Origin of the sequence: Corallococcus caeni (assembly GCF_036245865.1) — a bacterium.
Taxonomy (GTDB): domain Bacteria; phylum Myxococcota; class Myxococcia; order Myxococcales; family Myxococcaceae; genus Corallococcus; species Corallococcus caeni.
The window spans coordinates 95,052-111,282 of sequence record NZ_BTTW01000014.1; the positions used below are offsets into that span (position 1 = coordinate 95,052).

Genomic DNA, 16,231 nt, shown 5'->3' on the forward strand with positions numbered 1-16,231 from the left:
TCTCATGGGTTGTGCGGTCATTGGCTTTCGGAGTCCAGGGCGCGCAGGCGCTGCGTGAGTTGCTCCGCCAGCGTGGGGACCTGGGGCTCCTCCAGGATCGTGAGGTGCGTGCCCGGCACGTGGCAGACCGAGACGCCTCCCGGGAGCCAGGCCCTCCAGCCTTCGTCCTCGGCGCGGGCGGGGTCGCTCGCGCGGACCGCGGCGCGGAAGAGCTCGGCGGGGCCTTCGTAGCGGCTGGCGGGCACGTAGCCCCGGTTGGCCTCTCCCAGCCGTTCGTGGACGGCGAAGAGACGCTCAATCTGTCCCGGCTCCAGTCCTCCCGCGGCGGGCAGGTTCCGCAGCAGCTGGATCATCCGTGACAGCAGGGCTTCGCCCTCCAGGCCTCCCAGTTGCTCCAGCTCGGGGGCCGGGACGTCCTGGACGGGGAGCCCGACCATCTTGCCGAACGCGGCCAGACGGATCAGCGGCGGCGGCTCCGGGTCCGGCTCGCCCGACGGTGCGAGGCTGTCGAGCAGCGCCAGGAACTCCACCGTCTCGCCGAGGGCCTGGAGCTGGCGCGCCAGCTCGTAGACCACCAGGCCACCGAAGGACCAGCCCGCGAGCCGGTAGGGGCCGTGGGGCTGCACGTCGCGCACCTGCTCCAGGTAGAGCCGGGCCAGGGACTCCATGGACGACGGCGGTAGCTCCCCGTCCTCCAGACCGGGCGCGAACACGCCATACACGGGCCGGTCGTTGCCCAGATGGCGCACGAGGTCCGCGTAGCTGAGCACGCCACCGCCACCGCCGTGGACGAGGAACAGCGGCCGGCGCCGCGAGTCCCCCGTGTCGAGCCGCGCCAGGTTGGGGCCCAGGGGGCGGGTTCCCTCGGAGGGGGACAGCAGCGTGGCGAGCCGCTCGACGGTGGATCCCTGGAAGAGCGCGGACAGGGGCAGCGCCCGGCCCGTGCGCTCGCGGAGGAGGGCCATCAAATGCACGGCGAGCAGCGAGTGGCCGCCCAGGTCGAAGAAGTCCGCGTCGGCGCTGACGCGCTCCAGGCGCAGCACCTCCGCGAAGGCTTGTGCGATGAGCCGCTCCAGGGGCGTGCGCGGCGCGACGTACCGGCCGTGGGACGCGGCGACGTCCGGGGCGGGCAGGGCCTTGCGGTCCACCTTGCCGTTGGCGTTGAGGGGCAGGGCCTCCAGCACGACGAAGGCGGAGGGCACCATGTAGCCGGGGAGTTGCTGCTGGAGCTGGACTCGCAGCGTCTCCGACAGGTCTCCGGACGCAGGCGTGGATGGGACGACGTAGGCCACGAGGCGCTTGTCGCCGGGCACGTCCTCGCGGGCCAGCACCAGGGCTTCCGCGACGGCGGGGAGCTGGCGCAGCGCGGCTTCGATCTCTCCGGGTTCGATGCGGAAGCCGCGCAGCTTGAGCTGGAAGTCGGTGCGGCCGAGGAAGTCGAGCGTGCCGTCCGCGCTCCAGCGGGCCTTGTCCCCGGTGCGGTAGAGGCGCTGGCCCGGCGTAGTGGCGAAGGGATGCGGGATGAAGCGCTCGGCGGTGAGGTCGGAGCGGTTCAGGTATCCCCAGGCGAGGCCGTCACCGCCGACGAAGAGCTCGCCGGGGACGCCCACGGGCACCGGGCGCAGGTGCGCGTCGAGCACGTAGGCCGTGGCATGGGAGATGGGGCGGCCAATCGACACGGGGCCGTCCACTCGCGCGTCGGGCTGGAGCGTCAGCGTGGTGGAGAAGGTCGTGTTCTCGGTGGGGCCGTAGCCGTTGACGAGGACGGAGCCCGGACTCATGCGGGAGAGGTGCTGGCGCACGCGCTCCGTGGGCAGCACGTCGCCACCCGCGAGGACCTGGCGGACCTGCGCGAGGGCTTCGCCCTGGTGCAACGTCATCTGCTCGAAGAGGGCGGCGGTGAGCCAAAGCGTCGTCACGCGGTGATGACGAAGCAGGGCCGCGAGTTCCTCGGTGGAGAGGGCATGCGGAGGCGCGAGGACGAGCTTCGCACCATGCAGCAGCGCGCCCCAGATTTCGAGGGTCGAAGCGTCGAAGGCGACGGGGGCGAACTGGAGGAAGACCTCGTCGGGTCCGAAGTCGATGAACGAACTGCCGAGCACCAGCCGGGTGACGCCCCGGTGAGGCACCAGGACACCCTTGGGCCTGCCGGTGGAGCCGGAGGTGAACATCACGTAGGCGAGGCTGTCCGGAGACATGGAGACATCCGGCGCATGCGTGGGCTGACGCGCGAGGAGGGAGGCCTCGCCGTCCAGCAGGAGGGTGCGGCCGGTGAAGGACGGCAGACGCTGCGCCAGTGAGGAGTGGGATAGGAGCAGGGGGCAGGCGCAGTCCTGCAGCAGCAGGGCGAGGCGCTCGCGGGGATGGGCCAGCTCCAGCGGGACGTAGGCGGCACCGGCCTTGAGGATGGCGAGCAGGGCGACGATGAGGTCGAAGGAGCGCTCCAGGCCCACGGCGACGGGAGTGCCCGGCGTGACGCCCAGGCCCATGAGGGCATGGGCGAGCTGGTTGGCGCGCTCATCGAGCTGCCGGTACGTGAGGTGATCCTCACCGGAGATGAGTGCCACGGCATCCGGGGTGCGCCGCGCCTGGGCCTGGAACCGTTCGGGCAGGGTGGCGTCGCGCGGGGCGTGGGTGCGCGTGTCGTTCCAGTCGAGCAGCACCTGACGCTGCTCGTCCTGGGAGAGCATGGACGCGGAAGCGAGCGGCGCCTCCGGATGGGCGACGAGGGCTTCGACGAGGGCGCTGAAGTGCCGAGCCATGCGCTGTGCGGTGGCAGGGGCGAAGAGGTCGGTGTTGTAGCCGAGCGAGCCGTCGAAGCCGTCCGGTGTCTCGAAGAGGAACAGCTCCAGCTCGGCCTTGACGCTGTGGCCTTCCACGTCCAGGGGGCGCAGGGCGAGGCCTGGCAGTTGGACGGCGGGCATGGAGGTATTCTGCAGGGAGAAGAGGGCCTGGAAGAGCGGCGGCCGCGTCAGGTCGCGCTGCGGCCTCAGGTCCTCGACGAGCCGCTCGAAGGGGACGTCCTGGTGGGCATAGGCACCCAGGGCGGCTTCGCGCACCTGCTGGAGCAGCTGGTGGAAGGACGCGCCAGAAGAAACCTGTGAGCGAAGGACGAGCGTGTTGACGAAGAAGCCGATGAGGCTCTCCGTCTCCGCGTGGGTGCGGCCCGCGATGGGTGTGCCGACGCTGATGTCCTCCTGGCCGGAGTAGCGCGAGAGGAGGACCTGGAAGGCCGCCATCAGGAGCATGAACGGAGTGACGCCGCCACTCCGGCCCAGCGACTTGAGAGCATGCGCGAGCGGCAAGGGCAGCCGCAGCGAGACGACGTCGCCGTGGAAGGACTGCACGGCGGGACGCGGGAAATCCGTGGGCAACTCCAGGGGCGCCGCGTCCGCGAGGCGCTGACGCCAGTAGGAGAGCTGGGTCTCCAGGATGTCGCCTTGCAGCCAGGAGCGCTGCCAGAGGGCGTAGTCGGCGTACTGGACGGGTAGCTCGGGCAGGGGCGAGGGCCGGCCGTCGCAGAAGGCCTGGTAGAGCGCGGCCACTTCGCGGACGAGGACGCCACGGGACCAGCCGTCGGAGACGATGTGGTGCAGGGTGAAGACGAGCACGTGCTCGGTGGGAGCGAGCTTCAGCAGCAGCGCGCGCACGAGGGGACCGGAGGCCAGGTCGAAGGGACGCTGGGCTTCGATGGACGCCAGGCGCCGGGCTTCGTCGAGGGCGGACCCGCCCAGGTGGGTGAGGTCCACCGTGGGCAGGGGCAGTTCGCTGGGGGGCGCGATGTGCTGGAAGGGCTGGCCCTGGCGAGAGGGGAAGCGGGTGCGCAGGGCTTCGTGGCGGCGCACCAGCTCGGTGAGGCTCTGGCGCAGGGCCTCGACGTGCAGCTCGCCATCCAGGCGGAGGATGGACGGGACGTTGTAGGTGGACGCACCGGGGACGAGCTGATCAATGAACCACAGGCGCTGCTGCGCGAAGGACAGCGGCAGCTCTCCCGTGCGAGGTGCCGGCACGAGCGGTGGTGCCTTCACGCCGGACGCCTGCTTCCCCGCGTCGTCGATACGACGCGCGAGGTCCGTCAGGAGCGGAGCTTCAAAGACGGCGCGCAGGGGCAGCTCTACTCCGAACGTCGCGCGCACACGGGCCACGAGCTGGGTCGCGAGCAGTGAGTGACCGCCCAGCTCGAAGAACTGGTCCTGTGAGCCCACGCGGGGAAGACGCAGCACCTCTGCCCAGAGGGAAGCGAGCAGCTCCTCCGTGGGAGTGCGAGGCGCCACGTAGTCGGAGCTCGACGCGGAGGCCTCCGGAGCGGGCAGGGCCTTGCGGTCGACCTTGCCGTTGGGGGTGAGGGGCAGGGCCTCCAGGAAGACGAAGGCGGAGGGCACCATGTACTCGGGCAGCCGCTGCTTCAGGCCTTCGCGGAGTGAGGACACGTCCGTGGAGTCCGCGACGACGTAGGCGACGAGGCGGGCCTCGCCGGGAGAGTCCTGGCGGGCCACGACGACGGCTTCGTGCACGGAGGGAAGTGCGCGGAGAACGGTGGCGACTTCACCGGGCTCCACGCGGAAGCCACGCACCTTCACCTGGAAGTCCACGCGGCCGAGGAACTCCACGCGGCCATCGGAGAGCCAGCGCACGCGGTCGCCCGTGCGGTACATGCGAGCGCCGGGCGCAGGGCTGAAGGGGTCCGGCACGTAGCGCTCGGCCGTGAGGTCAGGGCGAGCGAGGTAGCCGCGAGTCACCTGGGCGCCGCCGACGAAGAGCTCGCCCGGGACGCCGAGAGGCGTGGGGCGCAGTGAAGCGTCCAGGACGTAGAGGCGCGAGTGGGCCAAGGGCCAGCCCAGGGGCACGGAAGTCGCGGCGGGCTGTTGCGCGTGGCCGGCGAGCGCACCGCCAGTCGTCCCGGTCAGGGGCACGGCAGTCGAAGCGGGCAGCTGCACACGGCCAGCAAGGACACCGACGGTCGTTTCGGTGGGGCCGTAGTGGTTGTGCACCTCGCAGTCCGGAGCGAGTGCATGGACGGACTGAAGCAGGGCCCAGGTGGAGGACTCACCGCCGAGCACCAGACGCTTGCGAGGCAGGACGTGGCGAGGCACGGGCGCGGTGAGCAATGCGGCCAGGTGCGAGGGCACCACCTTCATGCAGTCGATGGGGTGACGCGCGAAGTAGTCGGCGAGGGCCGCGGGGCTGGAGGCGCACTCCTGGGTGAGGACGTGGAGCAGGCCACCCGTGGTGAGGGCAGGGAAGAGGACGGTGTTGCCCAGGTCGGCGACGAAGGTGGAGACGAGGGCGAAGCTTGCGCAGGACTCCAGGCCAAGGCGCTGCGTCACCGAGTCGACGTAGGTGAAAAGCTGGGAGTGCGCGACGGCGACGCCCTTGGGCCTGCCGGTGGAGCCAGAGGTGAAGAGGACGTAGGCGAGGGCGTCCGGATGCGCCTCAACCGGCGGTGCGTCGGTGTGCAGTCGGGAGAGGGCTGCCGCGTCTTCATCGAGGCGAACGACGTGCGCGGAAGAGGACTCGAAGGCGGAGGCGAAACGGGCCACCGTCACGACGACGGGCGCGGAGACTTCCTGCACCAGGGACTGCAAGCGCAACGCGGGCTGGGCCGGGTCCAGCGGCACGTAGGCACCGCCGGCCTTCCAGACACCCAGCAGGGCGACGACGGTCTCGACGGAGCGCTCCAGGCAGAGGGCAACGCAAGAGTCAGTGCCGACGCCCCGGGAGCGCAGGTGCCAGGCCAGTTGGTTGGCGCGCGCGTCCAACTCTCCATACGTAAGCGCCTGTCCATCGCACGCCACTGCGGGTGCATCCGGATGGAGGGCCGCGCGCTGTTCGAAGAGAGAGTGCACGCTGCGAGGCGGGGGAAGCGGAGCCTCGGTGGAGACGAAGTCCGTGAGAAGCAGCTCCTTCTCGGCCTCGGTCAGCAGCGGCAACTCACTGACGCGCGAGTCGGGCGAAGCGAGGGCGGCCTCCAGCAGGACGCGCAGGTGCTCCACCATGCGGGAGACGGTGGACGACTCGAACAGGTCCGTGCGGTAGCTCAGCGTGCCGGTGAGGCCGTGCGGCGTCTGAGAGAGGGACAGGGTGAGGTCGGACTTGGTGGCCTCGAAGTCGCGCGGGAGAGGCTGGAAGGACAGGCCGGAAAGACTCAACTCCGAGGCCGGCGCGTTCTGCAGCACGAGCATGACCTGGAAGAGAGGCGAGTGACTCAAGCTGCGCTGCGGTTGCAACTCCTCGACGAGCTTCTCGAAGGGCAGGTGCTGGTGCTCGTAAGCCGCCAGGGTGATGTCGCGCACCCGGGCCAGCAGCTGCCGGAACGAAGCCTCCGGCGCGACATGGGAGCGAAGCACGAGGGTGTTGATGAAGAGGCCGATGAGGCCTTCCGTCTCTCCGCGAGTACGGCCTGCGATGGGCGTACCGACGGAGACGTCCTCCTGGCCGGAGTAGCGAGACAGCAGCACCTGGAAGGCCGCCAGCAGTGCCATGAAGGGCGTGACGCCTTCACGCTGGCAGAAGTCCGTGAGCGCATCGGACAGGGGCAGGTGGACGGGCAGGGACGCACCGCGCTGGGACTGCACGGCGGGACGCGGCTTGTCCGTGGGCAGCTCCAGCAGGGCGGGCGCGCCGGTGAGCTGCTGCTTCCAGTACCCCAGCTGCGCCTCCAGCACCTCCCCCTGCAACCACGAGCGCTGCCACACGGCGTAGTCCGCGTATTGGACCGGCAGCTCCGGCAGCGGCGAGGGCCTGCCCTGGACGAAGGCCCCGTAGAGCCCCGCCACTTCTCGCACGAGCACGTCCATGGACCAGCCGTCGGAGACGATGTGGTGCATCGTCAAGAGCAGCACGTGCTCTCGCGAATCGATCCGGATCAGCGAAGCGCGCAGCAGTGGCCCGCGCGCGAGGTCGAACGGACGCACGGCCTCCGCGGCGGCCCGTCCCTGGGCTTCGGCCTCACGTTCGGCCCCGGGCAGCGCGCCCAGGTCCGCCACGCTCAGGTGGAAGTCACCAGCAGGGTGGACCTCCTGGAAGGGCTCCGCGTCACGAACCACGAACGTGGTGCGCAGGGCCTCGTGACGGTGGAGGAGCGCGCGGAAGGCCTGCTCCAGTGCCGACACGTTCAGTTCGCCCTGCACGCGCAGCGCGAACGGGATGTTGTACGTGGCGGTGCCGGGCTCCAGCTGATCAATGAACCACAGCCGCTGCTGGGCGAACGACAGCGGCAGCGGGCCCGTGCGCGGCACGGGGACCAACGGAGGCGGTGCGGGCAGCTCCACCTTCCGCTGGGCGACCAGCGATCGGTACACCTCGCGGGCACGCCGGTGTGCCTCGGCCCAGGTGAGCGTCTCTCCCTCCTGCTCCGCGGCCACGGCCTCCGGTGTGAGCCGGGCCTGGGCCTGGAGCAGCCGGTGCAGACCGGCGTCCTTCGCGGTGGCGGCGGACGGATCGCGCCACGCGTGGAACAGCAGGTGCCGCTCCCCCGCCGTGAGCAGGGGCAGCGCGGGGAGCGGATGATCCGGCCCCGCGAGCGCTCCCTCCAGCAGCACGCGCAGGTGGCCCATCATGCGCTCCGCCGTCGAGGCATCGAACAGGTCGGTGCTGTACTCCAGCAGGCCGCGCAAGCCCTGACCCCGGTCGCTGATGGACAGGACAAGGTCGAACTTCGCCGCGCGGTGCTCGATCTTGAGCGAGCCCATCCGCAGCCCGGGCCCGAGCACCTCCGGCATCGGAGCGTTCTGATACGCGAGCATCACCTGGAAGAGGGGCGCGCGGCCGGCGACGCGCTCGGGCCGCAGCGCTTCCACCAGCTTCTCGAAGGGCACGTCCTGATGGGCGTAGGCGCCCAGCGTCACGTCGCGCACCCGGGCGAGCAGCGCTCGGAAGCTGGGGACCCCGGCGAGCTCCGTGCGCAGGACCAGCGTGTTGACGAAGAAGCCGATGAGCCCCTCCAGCTCCGTGTGCGTGCGGCCGGCGATGGGCGAGCCCACGCTGATGTCCTCCTGGCCGGAGTAGCGCGAGAGCAGCACCTGGAACGCGGCCAGCACCACCATGGAAGGCGTGACGCCCTCCTGGCGGCAGAGGGCCTGGAGCGCCTCCGACAGCTCCCTCGGGAACTGGAAGGCGTGCGCGCCACCCTGGTGCGTCGGCGCGGCCGGGCGCGGGCGATCCGTGGGCAGCTCCAGCGTCCGGGGCGCGCCCTGGAGCCGGGTCCGCCACCAGCCGAGCTGCGCCTCCAGCACCTCGTCTCGCAGCCACCCGCGCTGCCAGAGGGCGAAGTCCGGGTACTGCACGGGGAGCGGTTCGAGCAGCGCGGGACGCCCCTGGACGCGGGCCGTGTACAGCGTCGTCAGTTCCTGGACGAGGACGCCCATGGACCAGCCGTCGGAGATGACGTGGTGCAGGGTGATGAGCAGCGCGTGGCTCGCCTCCTCCATCCGGACGAGGAGCACGCGCCAGAGCGGCCCTGTCGCCAGGTCGAAGGGCCGCGAGGCCTCGTGCTCGACGAGGCGCTGGAGCGCGGCTTCGCGTTCGTTGGCGGGGAGGCTGCTGACGTCCGCCCAGACCGCGGGCAGCGGAGGCTCCGGGGTAATGACCTGGACGGGCTGGTGCCCGTGCTCCTGGAGCGTCGTGCGCAGGGACTCGTGGCGCTGGAGCACGTCGCGCAGGGCACGCGTGAGCGCGGGCACGTCGAGCGGGCCCTCCAACCGCACGGCGGTGGGGAGGTTGTAGTTCGAGCTGTCGGGGTCCAGCTTCGACAGGAACCACAGGCGCTGCTGCGCGAAGGACAGGGGCGTGGGGCCCTGCGTGGTCCGCGCGCGGAGCGGCGGCACGGGCGCAGCGGGCCTCTCCAGGACCAGCGCGTCGATGCGGCGGGCCACCGCCTCCACGGTGGGGCTCGCGAAGAAGTCGGGCAGCGAGAGCTCGACGCCGAAGTGCTGACGCACGCGCGCGAGCACCTGGGTGGCGCTCAGCGAGTGGCCGCCCAGGTCGAAGAAGCTGTCCTCGGCGCCTGGTTCCTCGACGCGGAGCACGCGGCTCCAGAGCGCCGCCAGCTCGCGCTCCGTGTCAGTGCGCGGCGGACGGGTGGGGATGCGGGCCTGCGAGGCTTCGGGAGCGGGCAGGGCCTTGCGGTCCACCTTGCCACTGGGAGTCAGCGGCAGGGCCTCCAGCACCACAAAGGCGGAGGGCACCATGTACTCCGGCAGCTTCTCGTGCAGCCGCGAGCGCAGTGCGCCCACCTCCACTGCTTCACTGCCGATACCGCGCACGACGTAGGCGACGAGCCGCTTGTCACCGGCCGCGTCCTCGCGGGCCACCACCACCGCCTGACGCACGCCGGGCTGCTGCTCCAGCGCGGCTTCAATCTCTCCCAGTTCGATGCGCAGACCGCGCACCTTCACCTGGAAGTCCGCGCGGCCCATGTACTCGATGGCACCGTCCGGCAACCAGCGAGCCACGTCGCCCGTGCGGTACAGCCGCGCGCCGGGCGTGTCGCTGAAGGCATCCGGGATGAAGCGCTCGGCCGTCAGCTCCGGACGTCCCAGGTAGCCACGCCCCACCTGCACGCCGCCGATGAAGAGCTCTCCAGGTACGCCCACGGGCACGGGCTCCATGCGGGAGTCCAGCAGGCGAATCTGGGTATTGGCCACGGGCCGGCCAATGGGCACCGAGCGACGAGACTCCCCAGGCAGGCACTGGTGGAAGGTGACGTCGACGGCGGCCTCGGTGGGGCCATAGAGGTTGTGCAGTCCAGCCCATGGTAGCCGCCGCAGGCAGCGCTCTGCCAGTTCCACCGGGAGGGCCTCACCGCTGCACACCACGCGACGCAGCGACGTGCAGGACTCCAGCCCTGGCTCCTCCAGGAACACCTGGAGCATGGAGGGCACGAAGTGCAGCGTGGTGACGCCGGCCTCTGCGATGAGGCGCGCGAGGTAGGCAGGCTCCTGGTGTCCACCGGGCCTTGCGACGACGAGGCGCGCGCCCGTCATGAGGGGCCAGAAGAACTCCCAGACGGAGACGTCGAAGCTGAAGGGCGTCTTCTGCAGGACGACGTCGTGGGACTGCAGCGCGTACGCGGACTGCATCCACAGCAGGCGATTCACCACGGGGCCATGGGCATTCATGGCGCCCTTGGGACGGCCCGTGGAGCCGGAGGTGAAGATGACGTAGGCCAGACCGTCGGCGGTGGCGCGCGGCGGCGGAGCGTGCCGGGGCTGGCGCGCAATGGCCTCCCACTGCGTGTCCAGGCAGAGCACCCGGGCCTCATGGGCGGGCAGGCGCGAGAGCAGGTGCTCCTGAGCCAAAAGCACCGCAGGGCGCGCGTCCTCCAGCATCCAGGTGAGGCGCTGGGCGGGGTAGGCAGGGTCGAAGGGGACGTAGGCGCCGCCGGCCTTCAGTGTGGCGAGCAAGGCGACGACGAGCTCCAGGGAGCGCTCCAGCAGGAGGCCGACGCGGACCTCGGGCCCTACGCCCTGCGCGATGAGGGCGTGAGCGAGCTGATTGGCCCGCGCGTCCAGCTCCCGGTACGTCAGCGTGCGGCCCTCGAACTCAAGTGCCACCGCATCCGGCGTGCGCTCCACCTGCGCCTCGATGAGGCCATGCAGCGTGGCATCGCGCGGGAAGTCAGTCGCCGTCGCGTTCCAGTCCACCAGCACCTGCCGACGCTCGGCGTCCGTGAGCGGGCGGACGGTGGCGGAGTCGTCGCCCGGTTCCACCGGAGCGGGACGCGCCACTTCGCGCGCCGCGACCTCCTCCAGCGGGAGGAGGGGCACGGACAGCGCGGGGCCTTCACGCCGACGGGAAGGCGTCGGCATGCCCCTGCCTTCAAGGGCCGCGTCGATGCGCGCGGACAGCCCCTCGACGGTGGGCGCGTCGAAGAGGGCGCGCAGCGGCAGCTCCACTCCGAACGCTTCCCGGATGCGGCTGATGGCCTGGGTGGCCAGCAGCGAGTGGCCGCCCAGGTCGAAGAAGCTGTCGGTGGCTCCCACCCGGGTGACGCCCAGGAGCGGACGCCACAGGTCGGCGAGCCGCTCCTCGGTGGCTGTGCGCGGTGGGACGTGTTCGCGGCCGTCGCCGGTGAAGTCCGGCGCGGGCAGGGCCTTGCGATCCACCTTGCCGTTGGCGGTGAGCGGCAGGGCGGGCAGCGCCACGAAGGCCGCGGGCACCATGTACTCGGGCAGGTGCTGCTTCAGGTGCTCCCGCAGCGCGGACACGTCCGGCGCGTCCGCGACGACGTAGGCCACGAGGCGCTTGTCGCCCGGCACGTCCTCGCGCACCAGCACCACCGCCTCCTTCACCGCGGGGGCCGCGCGCAGCACCGCTTCGACCTCGCCTGGCTCGATGCGGAAGCCGCGCACCTTCACCTGCGCGTCGGCGCGACCGACGAACTCCAGCGTGCCCTCCTCGCGCCAGCGCACCACGTCGCCCGTGCGGTACAGCCTTGCACCGGCCTCGCCGGAGAAGGGGTCCGGCACGAAGCGCTCGGCCGTCAGCGCGGGACGCCCCGCGTAGCCGCGCGCCACGCCCACGCCTCCCAGGTACAGCTCTCCGCGCACGCCCACGGGCAACGGCTCGCCGCGCGCGTCCAGCACGTAGGCGCGCACGTTGGCCAGGGGCCTGCCGATGGCGGGCACCCGTCCGTCCGCCACGCAGTCGGTGAGCGTGGCCACCACCGTGGCCTCCGTGGGGCCGTAGGTGTTGATCAGGCGTCGCCCGGAGGCCCAGCTCGCCACCACGTCGGCTGGCAGCGCCTCGCCTCCGGAGATGACGGTGCGCAGCGCGGGCAGCCCGTCCGCGCGGGTGGCCGCCAGCGCCGCGGGCGTGAGGCTGATGACCGTCAGGGCCTCCTCTCGCAGCAACTGCTGGAGTGGTGCGCCCGGCATCAGCTTCTCCATCGGCGCCAGCACCAGCGTCGCGCCGGCGCACAGCGTGGTGAAGATCTCCTCCACCGACAGGTCGAAGCTCAGGTTGGCGAACTGGAGGACGCGGTCGCCCGGGCCAATGCCATACGCCAGCGCCTCGTGCGTGACGAGGTTGGCCACGCTCCGGTGCTCCACCAGGGTGCCCTTGGGTAGGCCGGTGCTGCCGGACGTGTAGAGCAGGTAGGCCAGGTGGCGCGAGGTGACGCCGCTGACCGGTGCGTCGGTGCGCTCACGTGAAAGGGCGTCGCGCTCAGCGTCCAGGCAGAAGGCGGACGTGCGGTGGGGCTCGGGGAAGCGGTCGCGCAGCGCGGCTTGCGTCAACAGCACCCGGGCGCCGCTGTCCTCCAACATGAAGGCGCGTCGCTCGCTCGGCAGGAGCGGATCCACCGGCACCCATGCGCCGCCGGCCTTGAGGATGCCCAGTAGGCCGATGACGACGTCCAGCGAGCGCTCCACGCTCAGGGCCACGCGCACCTCGGGGCCCACACCCCGGCGGCGCAGCGCGTGGGCGACCTGGTTGGCGCGGGCGTCCAGCTCCGCGTACGTGAGGTGCGTTCCCTCGAACGTGGCGGCGCGTGCGTCTGGCGCGCGGCGCACCTGGGCCTCGAAGAGCGAGTGCACGCAGGCCTCGGGGAAGTCCGCGCGCGTGGCGTTCCATTCCACCAGCACCTGCTGGCGCTCGGCCTCCGTCAGCAGCGGGAGCGCGGAGAGCCGGCGCTCGGGGGCGGCCACCAGGGCCTCCACCAGCACGCGCAGGTGGTGCATCAGCCGCCCGGCGGTGGACGCGTCGTAGAAGTCCTGGGCGTACTCCAGGGTCCCCGTGAAGCCTCTCTCCGTCCGGCTGAGCGCCAGCGTCAGGTCGAACTTGGCGGCGCGGCCCCGCGACGGGAGCGCGCGGAACGTCAGCCCCGGGACGGACAGCTCCGCCGGGGGCGTGTTCTGGAGGATGAACATCACCTGGAACAGCGGCGCCTGTTGCAGGTCGCGCATCGGCTGGAGCTGTTCGAAGGGCACGTGCTGGTGCGCGAAGGCGTCCAGCGCGGTGGTGCGCACGCGGGCCAGCAGCTCGCGCACGGTGGGGTCCCCATCCAGGCGGGTGCGCAGGACCAGCGTGTTGAGGAAGTAGCCGATGAGCCCTTCCAGCTCCGCGCGGTTGCGGCCCGCGACGGGCGAACCCACGCTGATGTCGTCCTGGCCGGAGTAGCGCGCCAGGAGCACCTGGAAGGCCGCCAGCAGGAACATGAAGGGCGTGACGCCCTCGCGGCGGCAGAGCGCCTCCACGGCTTCGCTCAGCGCCAGCGGCAGCTCCACGGGGAGCAGCCCCGCCCGGAGCGAGGCATGCGGCGCGCGGGGCCGGTCGGTGGGCAGCTCCAGCGTTCGAGGTGCCCCGTCCAGCTGACGCCGCCACCAGGTGAGCTGCTCCTCCAGCACGTCCCCTTGCAGCCACTGGCGCTGCCAGACGGCGTAGTCCGCGAACTGGAGCGACAGGGGCGGCAGGGACGCGGGCGTGTGGGTGGCGAAGGCGCGGTAGAACTCCACCACCTCGCGCACCATCACGGACATGGACCAGCCGTCGCAGATGATGTGGTGCAGCGTGAGGAGCAGGACGTGCTCCGCGGCATCCAGGGCCAGCAGCGACACGCGCAGCAACGGGCCCGTGGCCAGGTCGAAGGGGCTCGAGGCCTCCGCGTCGGAGCGGCGCTGGGCCTCGGCCTCGCGCGCGTCGGCGGACAGCGAGCGCAGGTCGATGGGCTCCAGCGTCAGGGGGCCGGGCGGCGCGATGACCTGGATGGGGCCCTCGGCGGTCGCGCGGAACGTGGTGCGCAGGGCTTCGTGCCGGTGCACCAGGGCTTCAAGGGCGCGGCGCAGGGCCTCGACGTCCAGCGCGCCGGACAGGCGCAGGGCCAGGGGCATGTTGAACGCCGTGCCGCCGGGGGCCAGCTGGTCGAGCAGCCACACCCGGTGCTGCGAATACGAGGCGGGCAGCGCAGCGGAGGAAGGCGCGCGCTGGAGAGGCGGAGCCGCCGCGAGCTGGCCGGACTGGAGCGCGGCGTCGATGCGCGCCGCGACCTCCGCCAGGGTCGGCCCTTCGAACAGCGCCTGGAGGGGCAGCTCGACACCGAAGGCGGCGCGCAGGCGCGAGACGAGCTGCGTGGCCAGGAGCGAGTGACCGCCCAGCTCGAAGAAGTGGTCGGTGGCGCCCACTCGCGGCACGCGAAGCACCTGGACCCAGAGCGTCGCGAGCTTCTCCTCGGTCGGTGTGCGCGGGGTGACGTAGCCGGCGGTGGAGACCGGAGCCTCCGGCATGGGCAGGGCCTTGCGGTCCACCTTGCCATTGGGCGTGAGCGGGAACGCCTCCAGCGCCATGAAGAGCGACGGCACCAGGTGCTCGGGCAGGTGCTGGCGCGAGAAGTCGCGCAGCGCGGCGGACTCCAGGACACGGCCATCCCGCAGCACCACCCACGCGACGAGCCTACCGTCGCCAGAGGCGTCGAGCCGTGCCCCGGCGACCGCCTGGAGCACGTCCGGGTACCGGACGAGAACGGCCTCCACCTCTCCGGGCTCGATGCGGAAGCCACGCACCTTCACCTGGAAGTCGGTGCGGCCCAGGAAGTCGAGCGTCCCGTCGGAGCGCCACCGCGCGAGGTCGCCCGTGCGGTACATGCGAGCGCCAGGGTCGCCGGAGAAGGCATCCGGCACGAAGCGCTCGGCGGTCAGCTCCGAGCGGGCCAGGTAGCCGCGCACCACGCCCTCACCCGCGATGAAGAGCTCGCCTGGTACGCCCACGGGCACGGGCTGGCCCCGCGGGTCCAGCACATACATCCGCGTGTTAGCGATGGGCGCGCCAATGGAGACGGTGGCGGGCGGTGCGTCGTCGGTGACGGGATGCGTGGAGGACCAGACGGTGGTCTCCGTGGGCCCGTACATGTTGCGCAGTACGGCCGAGGGCAGGGCCTCCCGCAGCTGGAGCGCGAGGGCTCCGGGCAGGGCTTCGCCGCCGACGAGCAGGTGCCGCAGGGCGCCCAGCGACGTCACGGCGTCGGGCGCCAGCACGAGCGAGCGCGCGAAGGCGGGTGTGCACTGCAGGTGGGTGATGGCGTGGCGGCGCAGGACCTGCGCGAGCGGAAGCGCGGCACCGCGCGCCGCGGCCTGTTCGTCGTGGAGGACGACCTGGAAGCCCCGCGTCAGCGTCCAGAGGAGTTCCAGGACATGGATGTCGAAGGAGATGCTGGTGACGGCGAGCCAGGTGCCCGGCGTGGACGTGCCCAGCACGGCGTCCATCGCGTCCAGGAAGTGGGAGAGGGGGCGGTGCGGCACCATGACGCCCTTGGGGCGGCCCGTGCTTCCCGACGTGTAGATGACGTAGGCCAGCGCGCCGGGCATGGCAGTGCCCGGAGCATGCGCGGCCTCGCCGTCGCGCGTCTCCTCGATGAAGACCACGTCGAGCCCGTCGTGCGGAACCGCCTCATGCAGCGACCGCTGGGTGACGAGCACGCGGGCCCTGGAGTCGCGAAGCATCCAGGCCAGCCGGTCCGCGGGGTAGCCCGGATCCAGCGGGAGGTAGGCGCCCCCTGCGTGGAGGATGGCGAGCATCGCCACGACCATGTCCGGCGCGCGGCGAGCGCACAGGGCCACGGGCTCATCCGGGCGCACGCCCAGCACCTGGAGCCGGTGCGACAGGCGCAGGACCCGCTGGTGCAGCTCGCGGTACGTGAGGCGCTCCTCCCCTGCGACGAGGGCGAGCGCGTCCGGCGTGCGGAGCGCCTGGGCCTCGAACAGGGCGGGGACGCTGGCGGCGTCGAAGGGCCGCGCGGTGTCGTTCCACGAGAAGAGCACCTGCTCGCGCTCGTCGGGAGGGAGGAGCGGCAGGTCGTGCACGCGCGTCTGGGGTGCGCGAACGGCGGCCTCCAGCAGCACGCGCAGGTGGCTGACGAGCCGGCGGATGGAGTCCTCGCGGAACAGGGCAGTGCTGTAGGTGACAGAGCCAGCCAGCCCCTGGGGCGAGTGCGTGAACACGAAGCTGAGGTCGAACTTCGCGGCCGTGGCACCGTCCTGGCCAACCGGACGCAGTGTCAGGGCATCAGCCCGTGCGCCTTCCTCCGCGCGAGGCGCGTTCTGGAGCGTGAGCATCACCTGGAAGAGAGGTGAGCGGCTCAGGTCGCGCTGGGGTTGCAGCTCCTCGACGAGTTTCTCGAAGGGAATGTCCTGGTGCGCGTAGGCCCCGAGGGTGGCCTCACGCACGCGGCCCAGCAGCTCCACGAAGGTGGGGCCGTCATCCAGGCGGGAGCGAAGGGCGAGCGTGTTGATGAAGAAGC

General features: G+C 71.7%; 1 pseudogene. It reads right to left on the minus strand.

Features of this window, described 5'->3' with window-relative positions:
• Positions 1-17 precede the first annotated feature (17 nt).
• Positions 18-16,217, minus strand: a pseudogene (locus AABA78_RS37670) (non-ribosomal peptide synthase/polyketide synthase); the annotation flags it as partial.
• Positions 16,218-16,231: the final 14 nt, after the last annotated feature.